Annotated in this window: 16 protein-coding genes; 7 read left to right on the top strand and 9 right to left on the bottom strand. The window is 71.6% G+C overall.

The annotated features are described in order from the left end of the window. Positions 1-74: 74 nt before the first annotated feature. Complete coding sequence (locus QFW81_RS14450) at positions 75-716, top strand: DUF998 domain-containing protein (RefSeq protein ID WP_280579745.1); 642 nt, start codon at positions 75-77, stop codon at positions 714-716. A 308-nt stretch (positions 717-1,024) separates the two neighbouring features. Next, a complete protein-coding gene (locus QFW81_RS14445) occupies positions 1,025-3,274 on the top strand; it encodes an HzsA-related protein (RefSeq protein WP_280579744.1) in 2,250 nt (749 codons plus the stop codon). Between the two features lie 55 nt (positions 3,275-3,329). Here the strand turns inward: QFW81_RS14445 and QFW81_RS14440 are convergent, their stop codons facing one another. After that, positions 3,330-3,719 carry a hypothetical protein gene (locus QFW81_RS14440; protein WP_280579743.1) on the bottom strand — a complete coding sequence of 130 codons (390 nt, stop codon included), beginning with the start codon at positions 3,717-3,719 and terminating at the stop codon, positions 3,330-3,332. Positions 3,720-3,966: 247 nt separating this feature from the next. Here QFW81_RS14440 and QFW81_RS14435 point away from each other — a divergent pair, with 247 nt between their 5' ends. Both QFW81_RS14435 and QFW81_RS14430 read left to right on the top strand, forming a co-directional pair. Then, positions 3,967-4,182 (top strand): hypothetical protein, encoded by a 216-nt coding sequence (locus tag QFW81_RS14435; protein WP_280579742.1) that lies wholly within the window; start codon positions 3,967-3,969, stop codon positions 4,180-4,182. 40 nt (positions 4,183-4,222) lie between these two features. Next, entirely contained in the window at positions 4,223-5,008 is a 786-nt protein-coding gene (locus QFW81_RS14430; RefSeq protein ID WP_280579740.1) for a hypothetical protein, read from the top strand. A gap of 115 nt (positions 5,009-5,123) precedes the next feature. On the opposite strand, the gene QFW81_RS14425 is transcribed toward QFW81_RS14430, so the two are convergent. The 4 genes from QFW81_RS14425 to QFW81_RS14410 form a co-directional block, all read right to left on the bottom strand. Beyond that, complete coding sequence (locus QFW81_RS14425; RefSeq protein WP_280579738.1) at positions 5,124-5,951, bottom strand: arylamine N-acetyltransferase family protein; 828 nt, start codon at positions 5,949-5,951, stop codon at positions 5,124-5,126. Between the two features lie 179 nt (positions 5,952-6,130). Continuing rightward, a complete protein-coding gene (locus QFW81_RS14420; protein ID WP_280579737.1) occupies positions 6,131-6,811 on the bottom strand; it encodes a hypothetical protein in 681 nt (226 codons plus the stop codon). Positions 6,812-6,899: 88 nt separating this feature from the next. Continuing rightward, complete coding sequence (locus tag QFW81_RS14415; RefSeq protein ID WP_280579735.1) at positions 6,900-7,307, bottom strand: hypothetical protein; 408 nt, start codon at positions 7,305-7,307, stop codon at positions 6,900-6,902. 227 nt (positions 7,308-7,534) lie between these two features. Further along, on the bottom strand, positions 7,535-8,665 hold the full coding sequence (locus QFW81_RS14410) for an MBL fold metallo-hydrolase (protein ID WP_280579734.1): 1,131 nt from the start codon (positions 8,663-8,665) through the stop codon (positions 7,535-7,537). A gap of 76 nt (positions 8,666-8,741) precedes the next feature. Between QFW81_RS14410 and QFW81_RS14405 the strand changes: the two genes are divergently transcribed. The 3 genes from QFW81_RS14405 (at position 8,742) to egtD (ending at position 12,012) form a co-directional block, all read left to right on the top strand. Then, positions 8,742-9,356, top strand: coding sequence for a TetR/AcrR family transcriptional regulator (locus tag QFW81_RS14405; RefSeq protein ID WP_280579732.1), 615 nt, complete (start codon positions 8,742-8,744; stop codon positions 9,354-9,356). A gap of 353 nt (positions 9,357-9,709) precedes the next feature. Beyond that, the gene (egtB, locus tag QFW81_RS14400) at positions 9,710-11,002 is read left to right on the top strand and encodes an ergothioneine biosynthesis protein EgtB (protein ID WP_280579731.1); all 1,293 of its coding nucleotides are present in this window, start codon (positions 9,710-9,712) and stop codon (positions 11,000-11,002) included. Next, complete coding sequence (egtD, locus tag QFW81_RS14395; RefSeq protein ID WP_280579730.1) at positions 10,999-12,012, top strand: L-histidine N(alpha)-methyltransferase; 1,014 nt, start codon at positions 10,999-11,001, stop codon at positions 12,010-12,012. Before egtB ends, egtD begins: the two co-directional genes overlap by 4 nt. A gap of 56 nt (positions 12,013-12,068) precedes the next feature. Here the strand turns inward: egtD and QFW81_RS14390 are convergent, their stop codons facing one another. The 4 genes from QFW81_RS14390 to QFW81_RS14375 all read right to left on the bottom strand — a co-directional run bounded on the left by QFW81_RS14390 (position 12,069) and on the right by QFW81_RS14375 (position 24,428). Beyond that, positions 12,069-12,878 (bottom strand): hypothetical protein, encoded by an 810-nt coding sequence (locus QFW81_RS14390; RefSeq protein WP_280579729.1) that lies wholly within the window; start codon positions 12,876-12,878, stop codon positions 12,069-12,071. A gap of 107 nt (positions 12,879-12,985) precedes the next feature. Then, entirely contained in the window at positions 12,986-14,641 is a 1,656-nt protein-coding gene (locus tag QFW81_RS14385; protein WP_280579728.1) for a CshA/CshB family fibrillar adhesin-related protein, read from the bottom strand. Next, the gene (locus tag QFW81_RS14380) at positions 14,641-18,306 is read right to left on the bottom strand and encodes a hypothetical protein (RefSeq protein WP_280579726.1); all 3,666 of its coding nucleotides are present in this window, start codon (positions 18,304-18,306) and stop codon (positions 14,641-14,643) included. The genes QFW81_RS14385 and QFW81_RS14380 overlap by 1 nt, the downstream gene beginning before the upstream one ends. A gap of 14 nt (positions 18,307-18,320) precedes the next feature. Beyond that, on the bottom strand, positions 18,321-24,428 hold the full coding sequence (locus QFW81_RS14375; protein ID WP_280579724.1) for a DUF7927 domain-containing protein: 6,108 nt from the start codon (positions 24,426-24,428) through the stop codon (positions 18,321-18,323). Positions 24,429-24,733 lie beyond the last annotated feature (305 nt).

Genomic DNA, 24,733 nt, shown 5'->3' with positions numbered 1-24,733 from the left:
CCGGGCGCTCGGCAGGATGCGGCGACGCGTCCACGGCGGCATGCTTGGAGGCCCGAATTCGACGACATCGACCGATGCCTCTTCCGCCGATCGCGCCCCCGCGCTCCGGCCTGGTCTGGCCGCACCTCGCCCTGGCCGGGATCGCGGCCTTCGTGCTCGCCGCAGGCGCGCTGCACCTGCTGCGTCCCGACCTGGACCCGGTGGCCCACCCCATGAGCCTGTACCTGGTCGGCGCCTGGGGCGCATGGCTGCAGGCGGCCTACGTCGCCCTGGGGCTGGCGATGGCGGGGCTCGGTTGGGGGCTTTACCGCACGCTGGGGGCGGATGCGCGCAGTGCCGCGCCCGTGCTCCTGTTCGCGCTCGCGGGTGCATCCCTGGCGACCACCGCGTACGCATCGATGGACCTGCCCGGCGTCGATCCGGGCGTCGAGGGACTGGTGCACGGCATCAGCGCGCAGGCCGCGTTCCTGTTCGCCACCACCGGCCTGGTGCTGCAGGCGCTGCGGTTCCGCCACGACGCCGCGTGGCGGCGCCATGTGCGCTGGCTGCTGCCGTGGGCGCTGGCCTGCTTCGCCGCGGTCTGGGTGCTGGCGCTGTGGCGCGACCTGCCGCGCGGGCTGGCGCAGAAGACGGTGATCGCCATGATCGTGGGCTGGCTGCTGGCGGTCGCCCTGCTGCTGCGGGCGCGCCTGCGGCTGGCGAGTCGCGCGTCCTGACTCCACACAGCTCCCCCGCCACGCCGTCCGCCCACCCCGAAACCGCTCCTTGAAGCCTCCGTACCGAAACTGAACTTCGCGCGATGCAAGCGCAGTTCTGTGGATCACGTCACCGAATGGGCGCGGAAAACCGCGGCGATTCAGGCAGTTCAGCTTGCAGTTAGGCTTCCGCGCCCAAGAATTTCCGCCAAGGGGATCCAAACGCAATGCGATGCAGGTGCCGGCCACACGCTGGCGGGGACGCTGTTGTCTCCGTCGCCAGGGCTGGCTGCCGGTGCCGTCCGCCTTCCCCGTTCCGGCAGACCCTCATGACCTTGTCGTCCCCCATCCCCCTCCGGAACGGATTCCGCACCGCCCTGATCCTGGCCGCCGGCCTGCTGCTGTCGGCCTGCGGCGCGCAGCTGCAGGTGTCCCAGGCCGAACTCGACCTGGCGGCGGACGCAGCCGCCGGTGCGGCGCCCGCCGCCGCCCGCCGCGCCACCTCCGCAGCGGCGCCGAAGGCGGTGACGGTGGAGAACCCGATCCTGTTCGTGACCCAGGTACCGACCGAAGGCGACCCCTTCGGCAGCCGCGTGTCCTCGTTCGCCAACCATTTCCCCGACATCGGCGACGTGCCCCGCGGCGGCGACCTGATGATCCGCTACCCGGACGGCACCCTGCGCAACCTGACCCGCGAGGCGGGCTACGGCATGGACGGCCTGCAGGGCGACCGCGCGATCGCCGTGCGCGAGCCGACCGTGCACTGGAGCGGCACGAAGGCGGTCTTCAGCATGGTCGTCGGCGCACCGCCGCGCCAGCACGCGAGCATCAACGTGAAGTGGCAGCTGTACGAGGTGACCGGGCTGGCCCGCGGGCAGACCGCGCGTATCACCAAGGTGGCCCACCAGCCCACCGCGTACAACAACATCTCGCCGCTGTACACCAGCGACGACCGCATCCTGTTCACCTCCGACCGGCCGCGCAACGGCCTCTCGCACCTGTATCCGCAGCTGGACGAATACGAGAGCACGCCCACCGTCACCGGCATCTTCAGCCTGGATCCGGCCACCGGTGCATTGCGCATTCTCAACCACGCGCCGAGCGGGGCGTTCTCGCCGACGATCGACAGCTACGGCCGGGTGGTGTTCACCCGCTGGGACCACCTGCAGCGCGACCAGCAGAACCTGTCGACCTTCGGGCCGGTCAACTACGCCAGCGAGGCGAGCAATGCGTCGCGCGCATCGGGCGCCACCGAGACCTTCCCCGAATCGCGCACCGGCATGTCCAGCGCCTACGGCGAGGTCAACGGCTTCACCTACAACCTGTTCACGCCCTGGCAGATGAACCAGGACGGCACCGACGAGCTCAGCCTCAACCACATCGGCCGCCACGAGCTTTCGTTCAACTACGTGCCGCGTTCGTTCCGCGGCGACACGTCGCTGGTCGACACCATCAACACCTCGCTGTTCGCCAACCGCACCGAGATCGACATCGACTCCGGCCTGTTCCACCTGCGCGAGGATCCGCGCAACCGGGGCACGTTCTACGCCATCCATGCCAACGAGTTCGCCGAAGGCACATCGGGTCGCATCGTGCGCGTCACCGCCGCGCCCAATCTCACTGCCGACCAGATGCTGATCACGGTGGCCTCCGCCAGCGGCGGCCGCTACCGCAATCCGCTGCCGCTGGCCTCGGGGAAGATGGTGGCCAGCTACACGCCCAGTTCCAGTTTCCAGCGCGGCATCGACCTGCGCCTGCACCAGCTGGGCAACGACGCCAGCGGGCGCCTGGTCGCCGGCGACGCACTGACCGGCAACGGCATCAGCAAGTCGGTGTCGTGGTGGACGCCGGGCACGCAGCAGTCCTACAGCGGCCTGCTGTGGGAGCTGGAGGCGGTGGAGGTGGTGGCGCGGACGGTGCCACCGGCACCGACCCTGGCGATCACCACCCCGGAAAGTGCCGTGCTCTCGGAAGAGATGGTCAGCGAAGCCAGCCTGCGCGAGTGGATGAAGGCGCGCGACCTGGCCCTGATCGTGGTCCGCAACCAGACCAGCCGCGACCGCGCCGACCGCCAGCAGCCGTTCAACCTGCGCGTCCCCGGCGGGGTGCGCACCACCGGCAGCAGCGGGCGGGTGTACGACATCTCGCACTTCCAGATCCTGCAGGGCAACCAGGTGCGTGCCTACACCGACTTCAAGGCCGGTCGGCGCGTGATCGCGCAACCGATGGCGGCGACCGGCAACCCGGCGTATCCGGCGGGTCCCGCCGGCAGCGTGGCGATCGCCAGCGACGGTTCCTCGGCCGCATTCGTGCCGGCCAGCCGCGCGCTGACCTGGCAGACCACCGATGCCGCGGGCGAGGCGATCGTGCGCGAGCGGGTGTGGGTGACGATGCAGCCGGGCGAGATCCGCACCTGCACCGGCTGCCATGGCGAGAACGTGCGCAACCAGGCCGGCACCGCCGCGTCGCAGGCCAGGCCCGAGGCGCTGCGCCAGTTGCTGCGGCACTGGAAGCAGACCGAAGGCGGTGGGACCGCGCGGCGCCGCAACGGATCGCGGCCGCTGCTGCCGGGCGGCTGAGTCCGCCAGGCGCGACGCGGGCGGCGCGGGAAGTTCGCGCCGTCCTCGCGCCGCGTCAGTCCGGGGTCGCGGGCGACTCCCCGTAGCTCAGCCACAGGCTGGCGCGCTGCGTGTCGGAGAACACCTGCGCCTGCAGGCCGGCGCCGATCGCCGACAGCACGCAGTACTCGACCGTCTCCAGGCCCCGCGGCTTGACGTGCGCGACGCGCAGTTGCCCCAGGCGCGGACCGACTTCGGCGACCAGGGTGCGCCACTCTTCGGCGCTGAGCGGCGGTCCGGTCAACTCGTCGACCAGCAGCAGCTCGCGCGCCGGCTGGGCCTCGATCGCATCGGCGATGGCGCGCCAGTAGGCGAGCGTATTGGCCAGCGTGGTGCGTCCGCTGACGCGGACGTGCAGCCGTGACCCGGCCTCCCGGCGCAGCGCGATCTGGACGTCATCCTGCATTGCACGCCTCCCGCCGTCGGCGGCGAAGGGTGGACGGCGTCGCCGGCCCTCGCACGTCCGATGGACGGTGCGAAGCCGGGCTCGACGTCGGCCACCATCGCCCCGCACGTCTCCCACGCCGATCCTAATCAGAACGACGCGAAAGCGGTCGTGAAGGGGACACCCTGGGCGGCGCAGGCCGCGGTCACGCCCGGATCACCGGCGACGTTGCACGCTGCCAACCCCCGCTTCGTGTCGGAGACCTGGCATGTCATTCCTGAAACTGTTCGCAGCCGGCGCACTCGGCTTCGTCGCCTACCGCACCTGGCAGCGCCGCCAGCTCACCCGCGGCAACGCCCGGCTGCAGGACGATGGCCAGCGCACCGCGCCGCACGGCGATCCGGTCCTGGTGGGCGAGCGGCTCGACGTCGCGCCCGCCGCGCGCACGGCCTCGCATTCCAGCCGCGGTTTCGGCGAGCCGTGACCGGTCCGCGCTCCGTCGCGCCAGCTTCGCGGAAGCCGTGATGCGCCTGCTCGTCCTGCTGACCGCCCTCGCCATGCCGATCGTGGCGTGGCTATCGAATACCGGAACCTTCGGGCCGGACAACGGTACCGTCTCGGACCGCTACCCGACCCTGCTCGTCGCCGCCGGGTACGCGTTCTCGATCTGGGGCCTGATCTTCCTGCTCGATCTCGCCTACGCCGGCTGGCAGGCCACCGGCCAGCGCCGGGCGGATGCGACGCTCGCACGCATCGCGCCGTGGGCCGCCGCTGGATTCGCGCTGACCACGCTGTGGATGCCGCTGTTCTCCAACCAATGGTTCTGGGCCTGCCTGCTGGTGATCTTCGGCGCGATGGCCTGCCTGGTGCGGTGCGCGCTGCTGCTGTCGCGCGACGCGACGCCGGCACCGGGGCAGCGGCTCTGGGCCTGGCTCCCGCTGTCGCTGCACGCGGGCTGGCTGACCCTGGCGGCGTTCCTCAACCTGGCGCAGGTCATCGTGGCCTACGCGCTGTTGCCGGTCGGCGACCAGCTGCCGTGGAGCCTGGCGCTGTTCGCGGTGGCGGCGGCCGTGCTGCTGGTGCTCAACCACCGCATGCGCGGCAACCTCGCGTACGTGGCGGCCGCGCTGTGGGCGCTGGCGGCGGTCTACGTGAAGCAGTCCGGGCACGACCTGGCAGGTGCAGGCACCGCGGCGTGGGTCGCGCTGGCGATCGCCGCGCTGCTGGCGGTGCAAACGCTGGTCCTGCGTTCCGGCGCGCGCGGACGCGGCACCCCGCACGTACATCGATCGCACGCGGGCGGCGCCTGACAGTCCCTGCAACGGCAGCCGCGCGGTGCGGCGGCCCGTCGGCCGACGACGCGAGCGAACTCCTTGCCGGAATCCGGCCTCCGTGAACGTCGCTCGCGGAGCCGGTGGCCCGGAGCTAGGGTGCTGCGGTGGTGGCCGCCAGGCGTGCCTGGAGCGCATCGCGCAGACCCACGCCCGACGGCGGGCGCAGGCCGAACTCGTCGCGCAGTACCCGGAGCACCGCATCGGCATCCTCGAGCTCACGACGCTCGCTCGCCGCCCCGAGGCGATGCACGGCGAAACTGCCGTTGCGCAGCGCCTTGCGCCATCCCTCGCCGGTGCGGGCCACCCGCAGTTCGCCCAGGAACGGCGAGCCCGGATGGGTGGAGACGTACCAGCTGCCCATCTCAAGATCGATGTCGAGCTGGGGCTGCAGGTCGAAGGTGTACAGGTCGCGCCAGGCATCGCGCACCCGCGCGCGCAGCAGGTAGCCGCCGTCGGTCGCGACCAGGCGACAGGGTTCGTGCGGCGTGGCTTGCACCGCATCCGTGTCGAGCCGCAGCGGAGCGGTGGGCACCATGCCGCCGAACCCCACGTCGGAGAGCCACGTCACGCCATCGATCCTCACCGCCAGCGTCAGGTGGGTGCGCGCCAGCGGAGCATCGCCTTCGATCACGCGCGCGGCCAGCGCGCGGGCGTCGAAGCCCAGCCGCTGCAGCAGCGCCAGGAACAGGCGGTTGAGTTCGAAGCAGTAGCCGCCGCGTCCGGCGTGGAGCAGCTTGCGCTCCAGCGTGGGCAGGTCGACGGGCACCGGCCTGCGCAGCAGGGTATCGATGGTTTCGAAGGGGAACGCGGCCGTATGCGCCGGCTGCAGTGCGCGCAGTGTCGACAGGGTCGGCGCCGGTGGTGCGGCGAAGCCCAGGCGGGCGAGGTAGGCGTGGAGGTTCTTCAGCGGCTGCGGCATGGCATCGCCAGGGCATCGGGACAGGCTGCCGAGGCTAGAGCCTCGACATTGGTTGAGGTCAACAGACCGAGGCAGGCTGACGGTGCCCGGACGGGCCGGGCCGCGCGCGATCGGCACGCACTACGCCGCCTGGGGGCCGGGAGCGGTCCCGATGCGGATAGGAAGACGGGCCATGCGGCTCAGGGGCCGCACTGCCACCATCCTTCGAACGTCCGGCTGGCGCCGTCGGCGCGCAGGTAGGTGAGCGTCGCCGGACGCGGTGGCGACTCGCCGCCGCCCGCGGCCGGGCCGGTCGCAGCGATGCGGATCGTCGTGCCCCGGCCGGTGAACGTGGGGTCGTCGAGCATGCCGCTGAAGCCACCCGGCGAGCGCAGGCCTTCGACATGGCCGGCCACCTTGACGATGCCCGTCGCCGGGGTGTCGGATGCGACGACACCCATCGCATACAGCATCGGCGCGGCGCCCGCTTCCGGTGCGAAGCTGCAGGCCAGTTCGCCCGTCAGCCCCGGCTGCTCCAGGTCGGCGGCGACGAGCGGGTCCAGCTCGATGGCCGAGCCATCGCCGCCCTGGGTGTCGCCTGCAGTGGCCGGTGCAGGATCGGCGTCGGGCGGCGTCGTTGCCGCCGCAGGACCGGCATCGGGAGGCGTCGTCGCCGGCGTCGTCGCCGGCTGCGGTCCCGACGCAGGAGACGGGGCGGACGGGTCTGCCGCCGCCGTCGCGTCGGAGCCGGCCGGCGGGGCCGACGGATCGGCCTGCCGATCCGCACAACCGGACGCCAGCACACCGGCGATCAGGATCGCAGCGGATGCCCGGGGCAGGCGTGAAAGGAACAAGGTCTGCGCGTTCGCGGGAGTCTTCATGCATTCCCCTGGCTGGTGGGTGGAGGATCCTCGCACGGCAGGGCCGCGACCGGCTGTTCGCACCGCCATCCCGTTCGAGGGGACATTCTCAACCGTCGGTGTTGGCGCGCTTGCGCGCGGTCGCGCGTCCGCCCTTGCGGGCCGCCTGCTTCGTCGGTGCGCCGGACGACTTGCGCGTGGAAGAAGCGGACTTCTTCCTGCCGGTGGACGTCTTCGCGGCCTTCTTCGCCGTCTTCTTCCGCGGCGCCGTGCTGGCGGACTTCTTCGCGGCCTTCTTCGTGGCCTTCTTCGTCGCCTTCTTCGCGGTCTTCCCGCTCGAGCTGCCACCCTTTTTCGCCGCTTTCTTCTTGCCGCCGCCGTCCTGCTTGTTGACCGTGGCCCAGGCGATGCGCTCGGCGGCTTCGCCGGAACGGCCACGCGACTTCTCGCTGTCCTCGATGTGCTCGGCCTGGCGCTTCTGCCTGTCGGTGTAGCTGGACTTGTCTCCGCGTGGCATGGCGGGGGTCCCGGAGAGGAGGTGCGAAGAACCTCGCATCGCGGCGGTGAAGCGGATGCGAAGCGACGTGACGTCGCGTCCCTCGCCAACTCACCGGTCTCGAGGTTCACGCGTGCGCGAACGCAGGCTCGCGCCAGACGTTGCATCCTCGCGCACCGCGAACGGCAGGCACCATCCCGCTGTGGACGTCGACAGGCGATCCCCGCGGCGCGAGCCGGCCGCTCGCCTCAGTCGCGCCACCAGGCCGTCGTCGGCTGGGGCGATGCCAGGTCGACGCGCTCGCCCATGCGCGGCGTGGCCAGCACGATGCCGCGCTCGGCCGCGAGTGCGGTCACCCGCTCGAAGGGGTCGGTCCACGCGTGCAGGGCCAGGTCGAAGGTGCCGTTGTGGATCGGCAGCAGCACGCCTCCGCGCAGGTCGGCATGCGCCTGCACCGTCTGCTCGGGCAGCATGTGCACGGAGGCCCAGCGGCGGTCGTAGGCGCCGGTTTCCACCAGGGTGACGTCGAAGGGGCCGAAGCGGCGGCCGATCTCGCGGAAGCCGTCGAAATAGCCGGTGTCGCCGCTGAAGAACAGGCGCAGGCCGGCGTCGTCGGCATGCGCGGGGGGATCGATCAGCACCCACGAGGTCCACAGCGTGCGGTCGCCATCGAACAGGCCGCGGCCGGAAAAATGCTGCGCGGGCGTGGCGACGATGCGCAGGCCGTCGAGTTCGGTCTCCTGCCACCAGTCGAACTGGCGCACCTGCGCGGCCGGCACGCCCCAGGCGACCAGGCGGTCGCCGACACCCAGCGGCGCCAGGAACACCTCGGCCCTGGCGGCCAGCGCCAGCACCGCGTCGCGGTCGAGATGGTCGTAGTGGTCGTGCGAGAGCAGCACGCCGCGCAGGGGCGGCAGGTCCTCGAGCGCGATCGGCGGCGCGTGGAAGCGTTTCGGCCCGGCCCAGGCGAACGGCGATGCGCGCTCGGCGAACACCGGATCGGTGATCCAGAACCCGCCGCGCAGCTTGATCAGCAGGGTCGAATGCCCGAGCCGGAACAGACTGCGATCGGGCGCCGCCGCGAGCGCCTCGCGGGTCAGCGGCAGCACCACCGGCGGCGTGGCCGGCACGGTATCGGCGGGCTTGCGGAACGTCACCTCGAAGAACAGGGCGACCATCCTGCCCAGGCTCATGGGCGGGCGCGGCACCGGGTTGGCGAATTTGCCGTCGACCGACTGCGGCGACGCGGGATAGTCCGCCAACGGTCGGCTGGTGCGGACGAGGGACAGGGTGCAGGCAGTCACGGACAAGGCTCCAAGGGTGAGGATCAGGGCGGCCAGTAGCCGGAGGGGACGGGCGGAGCGGCGGGGAACGGGCATGGCGGGATCCGGAAACTACACTGTGCAGTGTAGTTAGATACCGGGAAAAGTAAACCCTCCGGTGTAAACTTTCCCGATGACCGTTCCCGGTACCCCTGCCCGCCTGACCGACCGCAAGCGCGCGGCGATCGTCGAGGCCGCAGTCGCGGAGTTCCGCGGCGCCGGGTTCGAGGCCACGAGCATGGATCGCATCGCCGCCAGCGCCGGCGTGTCCAAGCGCACCATCTACAACCACTTCCCGAGCAAGGACGCCCTGTTCCTGCACATCGTCGACGCGCTGATGGCGCGCGGCGGCGACGAGCACGCCACGCCCTATCGCGCCGATCGCCCGCTGCGCCCGCAGCTGCTCGAACTGGTGCGGCACAAGCTGCGCCTGCTGCACGACCCCGATTTCGCCGACCTCGCCCGGGTGGCCATCGTCGCCAGCCTGCATTCGCCCGATCTCGCCCGCCAGCTGGTCGACCTGCTCGGCCAGCGCGAGCACGCCATGACCGCCTGGGTACGCGCCGCCGCCGCGGACGGGCGGCTGAACACCGGGGACCCGGGCTTCGCGGCGATGCAGCTCGAAGCGCTGGTCAAAGGGTTCGCGTTCTGGCCCCAGGTGGCCATGGGCCAGCCCGCGCTGGACGCCGAGCAGGCAGACACCGTGGCCGACTCCGCGGTGTCGATGTTCCTCGCCCACTACGGCTGAGCCCACGCCGCCGGGACGGGGCGCCGTGCGCTGGTCACGGCGCTCCCGCAAGGAGGCCGCCGCAGAGACACTCATCCACATGTGCGTTGGGGGTGTAGGGGAACGCATCGCGAGTCCGGGCCCTGAGCCACCCGGGGTCGGACGCCGCGAAAGACTCCGGAATTAACGGAATCACCACGGGCTGGTGGCACGCTTGCAACTCCGCGCGCACCACACCGGGGCGATGCGCACGCCTGGCGGCGCCCCGATGCGGTCGAATCGTGACGCCGCGGATGCAGCGTCCGTGGCAGCGTGGCGATTCCCCGCGCCGGCCGCTGCGTGCCGCGTCGCGACGACACCCGAGGAGACCGCCGATGGACCAGGATGCGATCGCGCGCAGCGCGCCCGCCGATGCGCCCGAGGCAAGCGCCGGCACGTGCAGCCTGGCCGAACGCTTCCACGCCGTGCGCCGGCAGACGCTGGCGCTGGCGGCGCCGCTGTCGGCCGAAGACGCGGCGGTCCAGAGCATGCCCGACGCCAGTCCGGCGAAGTGGCACCTGGCGCACACCACCTGGTTCTTCGACCGCTTCGTGCTGCAGCCGCTGGCCGGCGCGCGTTCGCCGCACCCGGAGTGGGACGCGCTGTTCAACAGCTACTACGAGAGCGTCGGACCGCGGCACCCGCGTCCGCAGCGCGGGCTGCTCACGCGTCCGTCGCTGGACGAGGTGCTCGGCTATCGCGCCGCGATCGACGCCCGCCTGGGCGACGCCCTCGCGCGCGACACGTTCGACCGCGACGGCCTGCGCATTGTCGAGCTGGGCCTGCAGCACGAGCAGCAGCACCAGGAACTGCTCCTCACCGACCTCAAGCACGCGTTCTCGCTCAATCCGCTGCTGCCGGCCTACCACGTGCACGCGCCGGCGGCGGCGTCGGCCGGGCCGCTGGAGTGGATCGGGTTCGACGAAGCGGTGGTCGAGATCGGCGCGCCCGCATGGCCGGCCAGCGACGCGTTCGCGTTCGACCTGGAAAGTCCGCGCCATCGCGTGCTGACCGCCGCGTTCGCGCTCGCATCGCGGCCGGTGACGGCGGGCGAGTACCGGCGCTTCATCGAGGACGGCGGCTACCGCACGCACGCGCACTGGCTGTCCGAAGGCTGGGCCTGGGTGCAGGCCGGACAACGCGCGCGGCCGCTCTACTGGCTCGACGATGCCCACCACTTCACCCTCGCCGGCGCGCAGCCGATCGATCCCGACGCGCCCGTGGTGCACCTGAGCTACTACGAGGCCGACGCCTACGCCCGCTGGGCCGGCGCACGCCTGCCGACCGAGTTCGAGTGGGAGCGCGCCGCCGCCGGCCAGCCGGTGCGCGGCAACTTCGCCGACCACGGCCACCTGCACCCGCGCGGCAGCGCCGGCAAGGGCCTGCGCCAGCTGTTCGGCGACGTCTGGGAGTGGACCTCCAGCGCCTACGGCGCTTACCCGGGCTTCCGTCCGATGCCCGGCTCGCTGGGCGAATACAACGGCAAGTTCATGTGCAGCCAGCAGGTGTTGCGCGGCGGCAGCTGCGCCACCCCCGCCAGCCACGTGCGCGCCACCTACCGCAACTTCTTCCCGCCTTCGGCACAGTGGCAGTTCGCCGGCCTGCGCCTGGCCAAGGATCCCGCATGACCCCCGCTTCCGGCTCCTGTTCCGCGCGCCAGGCATCTTCCGATGACTGGACCCTGATCGACCTCGCGCCGCCGGTCGCGGACCTGCGCGCCGACGCGCGCGCCGGCCTGCGCGCCAGCCCGAAACGGCTGTCGTCGAAGTACTTCTACGACGCGCGCGGCTCGCGCCTGTTCGAGGCCATCACCCGCCAGCCGGAGTACTACCTCACGCGCGTGGAAACCGCGCTGCTGGAAGCGGTGGCGCCGCGGATCGCGCAGCGCGTGGGGCCGAACGTGCACGTGGTGGAGCTGGGCACCGGCAGCGGCATCAAGACCCGCCAGCTGCTGGACGCCCTCGACGACCCGGTGGCCTACACCTCGGTCGAGATCTCCAAGGCCGCGCTGATCGACAGCACCCGCGCGCTGGCCGCGCAGTTCCCGCACCTGCAGCTGCTGCCGGTGTGCGCGGATTTCACCCGGCCGGTGCCGCTGCCCCCGGCGCGGCGCGCGGCGCGGCGCACCCTGGTGTTCTTCCCCGGCTCCACGCTCGGCAACTTCGACGACGACGACGCGCTGGAACTGCTGCGCTCGATCCGCCAGACCATGGGCACCCACGGCCTCGCCCTGCTCGGCTTCGACCTGGTCAAGCCGGTCGAACGCCTGGAGGCGGCCTACAATGACGCCGCCGGCGTGACCGCCGAGTTCACCCTCAACCTGCTCGCGCGCCTCAACCGCGAGGCCGACGGCCGCTTCGACCTCAACCGCTTCGCACACCACGCGGCGTACTCGGTGGAGCGCGAACGCATCGAGACCGCGATCGTGAGCCGCGAAGCGCAGACGGTGGACGTCGCGGGCGAGACGGTGCACTTCGATGCCGGCGAGCGCATCGAGGTGGAGATCAGCCGCAAGTACACCGGGGCCAGCATCCGCGGGATCGCCGCCGAATCGGGACTGGCCGTCGCCGAGACCTGGACCGACGCCGCGCGCGACTTCGCGCTGGTGCTGCTGCGCGCGCAGGACGCGGACGCGTAGCGCGCGTCGCGCCGCCGCGCGATCGACGCGCGGACGATCCGATCACGCTGCGGTGGTCACAGCCGCGCCGCCTGCACGTGCATCCAGTCGCGGCCGATGGCACGGCCGAGCGAAATCCAGCCGTGCGCTTCCCAGATGTCGAAGAACCGGCGGTATTCGCGCCCGCAGAACAGCGCCTGCGGGCAGCGCGCGGTCAGGCCGTTGGGTCCGGCGAAGAAATCCCAGGCGCAGCCGTAGGCGTGCATCGACCACGCCGATCCGCCCCGCATGCGGCGATGGTTGTAGGTGCCGGCGTGGCGGTCGAGACCGAGGCGATGCAGTTCGTCGGCGCCGTACTTGCGCCCGATCTCGCGCATCGCCGCCTGCGCACTCTCGGCGCAGCGCGCGTGCAGCTGCACGCGCGTGACCGGCTTCGACAGCTGCCAGTCCAGGCGCATGGCGAACGGCAGGTCGACCATCACCAGCTGCTGCGCCACGGCGGGACCCGGCGCGCCGTAGTAGGCGACGCACCCGGACTGCTTCGGGAATCGGCTGTCGACCGCCGGGCCGGTGCGCGTGGCATCGAGCACCAGGTCGCGACCGTAGGCCTGGCGATGGTTCCACTGCAGCAGCGCACCGGTGGTCTGGTTGCCGGCATAGCCGTCGACGACCCCCGGCTCGCAACCCGCGTGCGCGAGCACCAACTGCCCGGCGCCGATGCGCCGGCGCTTGTCCGACCATCGTGACGGATCGGACACGCACTCGGCCGCGTGCGCGGTGAGGATGGCATCGATGGCCGCGAGGCTCCGGGGGCCGATGTCCCCGTCGATGGCGCCGGTGTAGTGGCCGGCGGCGGCGAGCAGGCGTTGCAGGTCGGTCGGCGTCATGTCCGCGACTCCCGTTGGCCCCTGTGCCTGCAACCAACGCTGCGCCCGCCGTGGAGCGGACACGGCGAGCCATCCCCCGGACCCGGCGCAGCGCGCGCGTGGGACGCCTAGGGAATCGGCTCCAGTAGGGTGCACGCGTACTGCAGGGTGAGTTGCCCGCCCTGCGGCAGTTCCGGGACCGTCACGCCCGCGCCCTGCAGATCGCCAAGCGTGGCGGACGCGGGACACTGCGCGCCGCCGCTCGCGGTGCAGGCGACCGCGTTCGCGGCCGGGCAGTCGAGGCCCGCCACCACAGGATCGGTCACGAGCGCGCCATCGGCGGCGAACGGGCCGGCGTTGCCGACGGTCACCGTGTACTCGACCACCTGTCCGACGACCGCCGTCGTCGGCGCCACGACCTTCTGCAGCGACAGGTCGACCGCGAGCACCAGTTCGATCGCGTGATCCTCCACCTCGCCATCGGCCGCTTCACCGGTCGGCGCCTGCACCTCGGACGCGTCGCTGGCATAGCGCAGGCGCACATGGCTGGCGCCGGACGACACGTCGGCCGGCACGGTCCAGGACAGCGCCGCCGCCCCGCCGTTGCACGCGGCCAGCGCGCGCTCGTCGGGATCGAACGCGCCGTTGCGGTCGAAGTCGATCCAGCCGGCGACCGTGCCGGTGCCCACGCAGGCGATGCTGCGGTCGATCGGCTGGGTGGCGTCGGCAATGGCCAGGTCCGTTCCGAAGGTCCAGGCATCCTCTTCGGCGGATCCCGCGCTGCCGCTGGTGTCGTCGCCATCGGCGTCGGCGCCGGACTGCGCGCCCGGTTCGCCGTCGGGACCGATGCTGCCGAGGAAGCCGCTGTCGGGCGGCGCCAGCTGGCCGAGCTGGAAGCCCGGGGTGTTGATGTCGATGGCACCGGCGCCGGGCGCCAGCCCGTCGGGCTCGGCCACCAGCCCGCGAAGCAGGTGCGCAGCGTCGCCGTAGCTGGAGGGCGCGTCGCCGAAGTCGGCGGACGGCGCCAGCAGTCCGATCGCGATGGCGGTATTGCCGCCACCGAGGATCTCGAACTCCATGGAGATCGATTCGCCGGGCCCGTAGGCCGCCTCGTCGAAGGTCAGGAAGGTCACGCCCGCCGGGCTGGTGGTGCCGTTCTGTTCGCCGCCCGGATTGCCGAAGCGGATCGACTGCAGGCCGCCGCCCAGGTCGTCCTTGCGCGCGTCGTAACGGTTGCCATTGCCGGTGTTGACCTCGACCACGTTCCACTGGCCGAGGGCAGTGCCTTCCAGGTACTCGGTCGTGGTGTTCATGGACTCGGCGTCCGCCATCACCAAGCCGGGGATGCGGTAGGGCTGGCCGCCCAGCGTCGCCTGGCATTCGACGGTGAAGCCGTGGGTGCCGGTCCGGCCCATGATGCCGGCGATCAGCTGGTTGGCATTGCCGGTGCCACCGATGTTGTACATGTCGTCGAGCGCATCGCCGGTCCAGCCGCCGGGCCGATAGCTCTCGATGGTGCCGCTGATGCCAGACAGGCTGCACTCCAGCACCAGGTCCTGGGTCGCGGTCACGGGAATGGTGGCCGAGGTCGTGGCGCCGTCCGTCAGCGGAAGCCCCGCGGTGCCGTTCACGCCGCCGCCCCACGTCAGCCACAGCACCTCGTTGCGGTATTGCCCGTTGCCACCCGTGGCATAGGCGGCGGCGTGTGCCTGCGGCAGGTGCGCGGCGAGCAGGCCGGTGCCCAGCAGCAGCGCGCAGGCGGTGCGGAGGTTGCAAGTCTTCATCAGTAGCTGCCCACGAAATTGACGAACCAGCCCTGGTGGTCGTAATCGAACTCGGTCAGGTCGTCGCTGAAATCGGTGAAGTTGTAGCCGGCGCCGATGCGGAAGTTGCGGCCGAGGTCGCGGTCGATGCCGGCCATCCAGCCCTGCCGGGTGCCGCCGTCGTCCACGTCCAGCCAGCGGTACTCCGCCATCGCATGCCAGCGATACAGCAGTTCATAGCGGACCTGGCCCGCGGCGAACGTCGTTGCCGAATCGAACCACTCGCCGGTGCCGCGGCCGAAGCGCGCCTCGCCCTCGCGGCGCGCGAGCTTGGCCGCCAGTTCCCAGCGCTGGTCGTGGCGGTACACGCCTTCCAGCGACAGGACCTGGGTCCTCTGGTCGTACTGCGCGCCACCCATCTGTCCCAGCGTCGCCAGGTCGTAGAGGTAGGTGTAGCGACCGAACAGGCCCCAGCGCGTGCTGTTCCAGGGACGGAAGGCGAAGCCGAAGTTGCCTTCGATGAACTTCGCGCTGGCGGCCGGGTCGAGGTCGTCCTGGGTATCGGCGTAGTTGAAGCGCCCGGCGAGGCGCCAGCTCTCGTTGAGCTTGTGGGTCAGGCGATGGGTGCTGACCCACTGGGTGACGCGCTCGGCGCCGGTGTCCTCGCGCCACTCCAGCTTGCTCTGCCAGCTGGTGTCGGTGGAGGTGCGGCCGCCGGCGACGCTGATCGCGCGGCGGTCGACTTCGCCGCCGCTGGCATTGGTCAGCTCGCCGTCGCTCAGGGTGAAGCCGACGTTCCAGCCCTGGGCCGGGTAGAAATCCAGGCCGAAGGTGTGCGCCAGCCCGCTCTCGCGCCGGTTCTTCAGGAACTGACTCTCGTTGAACACGTTGACCTGGTTCGACAGCCGCCAGCGCTGGCCGAGCGTCCAGCCGTTGCGCGCGTTGGGGTTGAACAGCGGGTCGTAGTCGCTGCGGTCGGTCGAGTACGTATAGCTGCCGTAGAAGCTCTGCTGCGCCGAACGCCGCCACTCGCCGTTGACCTGCGCCGCGTCGCCGCGGTCGCCGGTGGTGAGTTCGCCGCCCAGGGTGGAAAGGTTGGCGAAGTTGTAGCGGCCGCCGAGGGTGAAGGCGTCGTTGTCGGCGTAGGCGCCGCTGTCGTCGTCCAGGGTCAGCTGCGCGGTGCCGTAGACGTCGAGCGCGGTGCCGAAGCGGCGGGTGTAGCGCGCGGCGCCGAGCAGGCCGGCGGCATCGAGCGTGCCGCGCGCCTCCTCGACCCGGCGCAACTCGAACGCGAGCGAATCGACATCGCCGATCCGCCACTCGGCCCGGGCCTGCGCCTGGGTCAGCACGTCGCCGGCGCGCTCGGCGCGGCTGTAGCGCGCGTACACGCCCAGGTTCGGGGTGAACTCGCCCAGGACTTCTGCGCCGTATTCCTCGACCTCGGCGCCGGTGTCGAAACGCGAGATCGAGTAGCCGGCGTCGACCTGGCGCCACCATGCGCCCGCGCTCCACGGCTGTTCGCTCCAGCCCAGTTCCTGGAAGTTGGCGCGCGCCTCGACCGCGGTGGCCTCGCCTTCGCGCGGACCGGCCGGATTGAGGCGGGTGAAGCTCAGGCCGCCGTTGTCGGAGAAGAACACCGGCGCGCTGGTGGACTCGGTGCGCGCGTGCTCGAGCTTGAGGTACGTGCCCTTGCCGGCCTGCAGGGTGACGTCGGCCGAGGTCAGCGTGTAGTCCTCGCCGGCGCGGTTCTCGTCGACATGGGTCACGCCGACGCCTACGTGGTCGCCGAACCAGTGCTTGCCGCGCACGCCGGCGGCCACGTCGTCGGCGTCGAAGTCGCTCGGCACCCATTCGTAATCGACGATCAGGCGCTGCTCGAAGCCGTCGAGCGGCGCGTCGCGGGTCAGCGACGGCAGGTTCTGCAGGGTGATCTGCGCCAGCGGGCGGGTCAGCAGCACGCGGCCCTGCAATTCGTCGATCTCGTAGTCGGCGCCGCGCAGCAGCTCCACGCGCTGCTCGACGCGGCCGGTGGTGCGGTCGCGCACTTCCAGCACCACGCGGTCGGAGCCGGGCAGCACGTCGGTGTGCCGCAGGTAGTACAGGCTGCCGCCGGTGCCGATGAACTCGCTGTGGCCGGGCGCGGTCTGCGCCTCGGAGGCGAACGCGCGCAGCTGCGTCACCGGGTCGCCCCAGGCATTGGCCAGGCGCGAGCGCCAGTTCAGCGCGGCGCCGTACAGCGCACGCGAATACTGGCCGTACTCGGTGCCGGTGAAGCCGGTGGCGAAGTTGCCCCACAGCGCCTCGTTCTTGTCCCAGTCCGCGCGCAGGTAGAAGCGGCCCATGGTGTCGACGTCGCGCCACACACGGGAATCGTCGCCGTAGGTCGGGTAGTACAGGTCGGGATCGAGGCGCCGGAACACGTCCTGCGGATCGGCCGAGGTGAAGCCGTCGAACAGGTCCTCGAGCGGACGGTTCTGGGTGTCGGCCTGGGCGGTGATCAGGTACTTCCCGCCCAGCTTGGCCTTGCCGTAGAACGCCAGGCGGCCGTCGCTGAGGATGTCGTCCTCGCGCCCGGCCATCGCCAGCGACTGGCCGGGACCGCTGGCGTCGTTCTGGTACACGGTGACGTCGGCCATGGCCACGCCGAAGAAATAGCGGCCGCTGACGTCGACATCGAGCGTGTGCACGATCGGCGCGGCGCCGTCCTGGCCATCGAGGCCGATCTCGAACCGGTGTTGGCCGACGGGCACGAGGTACTCGGCGACGAACTTGCGCTCCAGGTCGACCGGATAGGATTCGCCATTGATGCGCAGCGAACGGCCTTCGGGCAGGTTGCGGCCCTGCACGCGCACGCGCGAACCGTAGATCGGGATGTTCTGCTGGCGCAGGCCGTTCCCAGCGAACGCGTCCTCCACGAGTTGCTGGGTCAGCGCCTGGTCGCCACTCAGCGCGGTGCCGAGCGAGCGTTCCACGCTCTCGCGCACCTGGACGCGGGCGCGCTCCACTTCGTCCGGGCGCACCAGCTGCAGCTTGCGCGGCGAGGTTTCGTCGAAGTTGCCTTGCGCGTCGAACGCACGCAGCACGTAGACCAGCTCGTCGCCGGCGCGCAGGCGCAGGTCAGCCGGAAGTTCGCCGTTCCACTCGCTCTGCACGGCAGCCTCGACCGGCAGCTCGATGCTCGCCACCGGCGAGACGAGGTCGCCATCGTTGCCGCGGTAGATCCGCAGTTCGTAGCGGTCGACGAAGGCGGTGTAGTTGCTGCGCACGAACAGGCGCACCGGCTCGACGATGCGCCCGGCGTCGAAGGCGACCATCGACGGCGCGGTGATGCTGAGTTCCGGCACGTCCAGGTCGGGATCCTCGGTGGCCCAGATCGCGCCGCCGCCCGGCAACTGCACTGAGAAGGTGCCTCGCGCCACCGCGCGACCCGGCTGGTCGAGCGCGACCGACACGCGGCGGTCCGGCTGCAACGCCTCGGAGGACGACTGGGCATCGGTGCCGGTGGTGACCGGCTGGTCGTAGCTGCGCGTGCGAACGCGGAACACCAGTTCGCCACTATCGTCGTTGCAGCCTTCGTCGCCGCATTCGATCGCGGCCGTCGCCGGCGCGGGCTGTTGCGCCGAAGCGCCGGCGCACATGCCGGCGAGGATGCCGAGCAACGCGGTGTCGAGCAGTTTCATCTTCATGGTCCGGATCCCCCTTACCTGCGTTCCGTGCCGACGGGGGCCGCCGGATCGCTGCTTGCCTCGACCCGCACCTGCGCGCGGACCTCCGGACTCAACCGCTGCGCGAGCGCCTGCTGCACCGCGCTGGCGCGTCGCAACCCGAGCGCGGCGTTGTACGCGTGCGAGCCGCGCACATCGGTGTGTCCGACGATCGCCACCACGCCGCCGCCGAGTTGCTCGAGCCGTTTCGCGACCGCGTCGAGCAGGCTTTCGAACTCCGGCCGGATCCGCGACTGGTCGGTGTCGAACAGCGCCGTGCCCAGCAACGCGCCGCCGGCATCCACGCCCGCGACCAGGCTGTGCGGATCCTCGACGCGCGTGCGCAGGACCACGCTCAGCCCGGCCTGCGCCTCGGCGGGCACCTGCGCCTGCAGCGCATCGCGCACCGCGGCCGCGCGGGCGAAGGCCAGGCCCTCGCTGTCGCCGTCGGCGGTGATCACCACCTCGCCGCCGCGATGGCGCTCGACCTGTTCCGCCATCTCCGCGATCGCAGGCAGGTACGCCTCGCGCACCTCGGCGCTGCCGGGCTGGAAGATCACTTCGCCAAGTTCCAGTTCCACCCGCCGCTCGCCGCCCGGCAGCACCTGCACCGGCAGCTGCACGCCGAAGTCGAAACGCACCGGCAGGCCCGGGGTCACGCGCCGCACCAGCGGATTGGCGGTGGTGAACGGCGTGCCTGGCGGCAGCGTGGCCGGATCGACCTTGAGGATGAAGTTGCGGCCATGGCCCCAGTCGCCGCCGTGCACGTCGGCCAGGTGGTAGCGGCCGTACTGGTCGGTCTCGATCAGCACGCCCTCCACCGACGCGATGCGCACGCCGGGAATGCCGCGCTCGTCGATGCCCGCGTTGGCGATGACGTAGGCCACGTCGAAACCGCCTTCCACCGCGGACACCACGCGCTCGACCGTCGGCTCGGCCGCGTTCAGTCCCTTCGCCGCCTCGCCGCTGCGTTCGAGCGTGGTGTTGCCGGCGGCGTCCATGCGCAGGGTCGCGCCCTGGGCGCTGGTCAGCACCAGTTCGCCGGTGAAATCGGCCGAGCGCAGGCGCTGGCGGATCACCACCTGGCGCGCCTCCACCGGGTCGGCTTCGGACTGCCGTGCCGCGATCGTGCCCACGTCGATGCCGTGCAGCAGCGGCGCGCTTGCATCGGCGACCGGCTGCGGACCGTCGCCACGATCGATCGTGGTCGAACCGGCGACGTAGGCCGCGGGCGCGAAACCGCCCTGCACGCGCACGTCGCCCAGGTCCGCGCGATCCTGCCAGCCGTCGCCGTCGCGGTCGTCGAAGACGGTGCCGAAGACCAGGCTGTCGTCGAGCAGCGGATCGGCGTCGAGCGCGACCTGCGCGGTGGCGACGTTCGAGATCGGCGTGTCCGCCGCGTCGACCGCGACCGCCTCGTTGACGTGCATGCCGGCACGCACGCCTGCGCCGACGCGCAGCAGGTAGACGATGGTCGCCTGCCCGCCGGCCTCGATGTCGAGCCCGCCGATGCGCAGCGGATGCCGCCCGTCCAGGGTGAAGGCGCCGTCGCGGTCGGTCACCGCCATCGAGCCCTCGACGTAGCTGAAGCCGTCCGGCGGGGTGTCGACGAGGGTGGCGCCGGTGACGTTCACCGCACCGATGTTCTCGACCGCCAGGGTGTAGCGGACCAGGTCGCCGATCGCGACGTTGCGCACGGCCACGCTCTTGACGATGCGCAGCAGCGCGTCGTCGGCCAGTTCGTGGCTGGTTTCGCAGACCGTACATTCGGGTTCGACGTCGGTGGATTCGCCCACCACCACGTTCTCGACGCTGCCGCTGGCATCCGCCGTGACCGTGGCCGGATAGGTGAAGGCGTAGTCGCCCGGCACGGTGCCCGTCGGCAGGGTGCAGACCACGGTGGTGCCCGCAGCGGCGCAGCCCGCGGGCAGCGCGCCCAGCGCAAGGCCCGGTCCGGGCGTGTCGACCAGCCGCACGTCGGCGCGCGTGGCGGAATTCTCCACCGTCGCCGTCAGCGTGTACTCGATGATGTCGCCGACGCCGACTTCCTGATCCTCGCCCGGCGTCGCCTGCTTGGCGATGACGATCCGCGGCTCGACCAGGGGGTGCTGGGTATTGCAGCTGGCGCACGTCGGCGGCTGGCCGCCGGTGCCGGTGCCGCCGCTGGCGGCGACCACGTTGCTCACGATGACGGTGGCGTCGGCATCCACCGTCGCGGTGTAGGTCAGCGCGTAGGTGCCCGGCAGGGTGCCCGACGGCAGCGTGCAGGTCAGGGTGCCGGTGCAGGCGAACGCGCCCGCATCGGTCACCTCGCCGAAGCCCAGGCCCTCGCCCAGGGTGTCGTCGAGGGTCAGCACCTCGCGCGTCGCCGAATGCTCGACCGTCGCCTGCAGGGTATAGGTGATGAGGTCGCCCGCACGCACCGGGGTGTCGCTGCCCGGGTTGGAGGACTTGGTCACGGTGACCACCGGCGCGATCACCTCGTGTTCGGTCGCGCACGTGGTGCACTCCGGCTCCGGATCGCCGCCCGGCGGGTTGCCCGCCGTCACCACGTTGCCCAGCGTGCCGGTGGCATCGGCATCCACCGTTGCGGTGTACGTCAGCGCATAGGTGCCCGGCACGGCGCCGGCGGGCAGCGTGCAGGTCAGCGACCCGGTGCACGCGAACGCGCCCGCATCGGTCACTTCACCGAAGCCCAGGCCCTCGCCGAGGGTGTCGACCAGTGTCAGCACCTGGGTCGTGGCCGAGTTCGCCACCGTCACCGTCAGCGTGTAGGCCAGCGTGTCGCCCGGCGCCACTTCGCTGCCCGGCGCGGGATCGGACGACTTCGCCACCGTGATCGAGGTCGGTTCGACGACGTGCTCGGTGGTGCACGTGGTGCATTCGGGATCGGGATCGGTGCCGCCGGGCGGATTGCTCGCGGTGACCACGTTGCGCAGCGTGCCGCTCGCGTCGGCATCCACGGTGGCGGTGTAGCTCAGCGCATAGCTGCCCGGCACCGTGCCCGCGGGCAGGGTGCAGGTCAGTGCGCCGGTGCAGGCGAATGCGCCCGTGTCCGTCACTTCGCCGAAGCCTAGGCCTTCGCCCAGGGCATCGACCAGCGTCAGCACTTCGGTCGTGGCCGAGGTGGCGACGGTCACGGTCAGCGTGTAGGTCAGCGTGTCGCCCGGCGACACCTCGGTGCCCGGCGCCGGGTCGGCCGACTTCACGACCGTGATGCTGGTCGGCTCGACGGGGTGGTCGGTGGAACAGGTCGTGCATCCGGGATCGGGATCACCACCCGGCGGCGTCGAGGGAACCACCACGTTCCCGACCGTTCCGGTCGCGTCGGCATCCACCGTCGCCTCGTAGGTGAACGTGTGCGTGCCCACCGTGGCGCCGGACGCCAGCACGCAGGTCACCACCTGGCCGCTCGCCGAGCAGCCGGCCGGCAGCGCGCCGGACAGCGTCAGCCCCGCACCCAGCGTGTCGGTGAGCGTGATCGCTTCGGTCGTGTCGGCGTTCACCACCGTCACGCTCAGCGTATAGGCGAGGCTGTCGCCGGGGGCGACCGTCGTGCCCGATGCGGGCATCGAGGTCTTGGCCACTGCCGTCACCGGCGTCAACGGATGCCCGGTCTCGCACGTGGTGCAGTCCGGGTCCGGATCGCCGCCCGGCGGGGTCGAGGGCACGACCACGTTGCCGACCGTGCCGGTCGCATCGCCGTCCACCGTCGCCGCGTAGTCGAACGTATGCGTGCCGACCGCGGTGCCTGCCGCCAGCACGCAGGTCAGCACCTGGCCGCTGGCCGAACAGCCGGCCGGCGGTGCGCCCGAGAGCGTCAGGCCGGCGCCCAGCGTATCGGTCAGCGTGATCGCCTCGGTGATGGCCGAATTGGCCACGCTCACCGTCAGCGTGTAAGCGATCGTCTGCCCGGCGGCGACCGCTGCGCCGCTGGCCGGATTCGAGGTCTTCGCGACCGCCGTCGCCGGGGTCAGCGGATGCTCGGTCGTGCACGTCGTGCAGTCGGGATCCGGATCGCCGCCCGGCGGCGTCGAGGGAACCACCGTGTTGCCGACCGTTCCGGTCGCATCGGCATCCACGGTCGCCGCGTAATCGAACGTGTGCGTGCCGACCGCGGCCCCGGCCGCGAGCACGCAGGTCAGCACCTGGCCGCTTGCCGAACAGCCGGCCGGCGGTGCGCCCGAGAGCGTCAGGCCGGCGCCCAGCGTGTCGGTCAGCGTGATCGCCTCGGTGGTGGCCGCGTTGGCCACGCCCACGGTCAGCGTGTACGCGATCGTCTGGCCGACGGCGACGGCTGCGCCGCTGGCCGGATTCGAGGTCTTCGCCACGGTCGTCGCCGGCGCGAGCGGATGTTCCGTCTCGCAGCTCGTGCAGTCGGGATCCGGGTCGCCGCCCGGCGGCGTCGAGGGAACGACCACGTTGCCGACCGTGCCGGTCGCATCGCCGTCCACCGTCGCGCTGTACTCGAACTCATGCGTGCCCACGGCAGCGCCCGCCGCCAGCACGCAGGTCACCACCTGCCCGCTCGCGGTGCAGCCCGCCGGCAACGTGTCCGACAACGTCAGTCCCGCACCCAGCGTGTCGACGAGGGTGATCGCCTCGGTGGTGGCGGCGTTGGCCACGGTCACGGTGAGGGTGTAGTCGATCGTGTCGCCGGCGCCCACCGCAGCGCCGGAGGCCGGGTTGGAGGCCTTCGCCACCGACGTCGCCGGCCCGAGCGGCGTGAGTTCCTCGCAATCGTTGCCGGTGGCCGTGCAGTCGATCGCATCGTTGGGGAAGGTCACCGCATTGGCGATGGCGGTCAGGCCGGCGGGCAACGGCGTGTCCACGGTCGCGCGGAACGCGAGCGTCGCGCTGCCACCGTTGCCGGGAATGTTGACCGCCGACGTGATCCCGCACGCGGCGCCGGCCGCGGTGCCGGCGCAGGTGAAATCGTCGCCGCCGGCATGGGTGGTGCCCACCGGCACGGTCTCGGCCACGTCGGCCGGGGTGCCCGGGTACAGGGTCGCCGCGGCGCCGCCGTCGTTGGCGATGTCGATGTGCCAGGTCAGCGTGTCGCCCGCCGCCACCGCGTTGCCGTCGACGTACGGCGCACCGTTGACTTCCGCCAGCGTCTTGACCACCGACAGTTCGGGTTCGGCCGGCACGGGGAACGCGCACGACGCCAGGTCGCGCGAGCCGCCCGCGGAGGTCGGCACCGCACTGGCGAGTTCGCCCGTGACCGGATCGTAGGCGTGGTAGGCGCTGCCACCGCCGCCCTGGTTGTTGGCCAGGTAGAGCGTGCCGTCGTCGGCGAACGCGACGCCCGCGAAGTCGAAGTTGGGCACCACGCCACCGATCAGCGGGCGGGTCTGGCGGGTGGCGGCCAGGGTGTCGAAGTCGACCCGGAACAGGTCGCGGCCGACCAGCAGCCAGCCGTCGCCGTTGGCGTCGAACGCGAGGTCGCCCGAGGTATTGGTGCCCTGCGGCGCGAAGTCGTAGGTCAGGGTGCCGATGTTCGCGACCGCATAGCCGAACGCGCCGCTGGGCGTGATCCGCCACACCTGCGGGCTGGCGCCGCCGGTCATCAGGTAGCCCACGCCGTCGGGCGCCATGCCGCCGCGCGGGAAGTTGCCGGTGACGCCGGTAGCGGCCGCATACCAGCCGCCGTTGTCGGCGTCGTAGGCCCACAGCGTCGCGCCGGTGTCGGTGTGGAACAGCAGGCGGTCCCGGGCCGCGTCGATCATCAGCGCGTTGACGTCGCCACCGACCGAAGGCAGCGCGAGTTCGGGTACGGCCGCATCGCTGCCCGCGCCGGGCTCGTAGCGCGCGATCGCGACGCCGTTGACGATGCTGTAGATCGCGTTGGATGTCGCGCTTCCGCCGGGTGCGGCGCAGAAGCTGTACGGCGCCGCCGCGGAAATGGTGACCGTGGCGCTGTCGGTCTCGTTGCCGGGGTTGCTGTCTTCGGTCCCGGCTGGCGCCGCGACCGTGGCGACGTTGGTCACCGACGCCGATTGCGCATGCACCGGCGCGCCCCACAACCCGGCCGCCCCCGCGAACACCGCCAGCACGACACCCGCGGCCGCGACACGGGCCTGCCCGAAACCGATTGAAGCCACCTGCAACCCCCTGGGAACGTCCACGGCACGACGCGCACGGATGTGCGCGGCTGCCGCCAATCGCGATGCGCGTGACGAGCAGGGGCGATGCAGTCCGTTTCCGGACGCCTTCATGCAGCAAGGCGCTGGATCCCCCTGATCCGGACTCCGGGCACGCGCCGGCGAGTCACCTCACGACGGCGGCCCGGAGTGCGCGCACTGTAGGAAGCGCATTGCGGTGCATCAATCGCGTTTCGCTCACGCTCGCTCACCGCAAGTGAGTTACTTGACGCGCGTTTTCGGGGATCATGCCCGCCGTCCGGACA

This window comes from Luteimonas kalidii, assembly GCF_029887935.1.
Taxonomy (GTDB): Bacteria; Pseudomonadota; Gammaproteobacteria; order Xanthomonadales; family Xanthomonadaceae; genus Luteimonas; species Luteimonas kalidii.
Note: the sequence above shows the minus strand (reverse complement) of the source record. Positions and strands in the feature narration are given on the sequence as shown.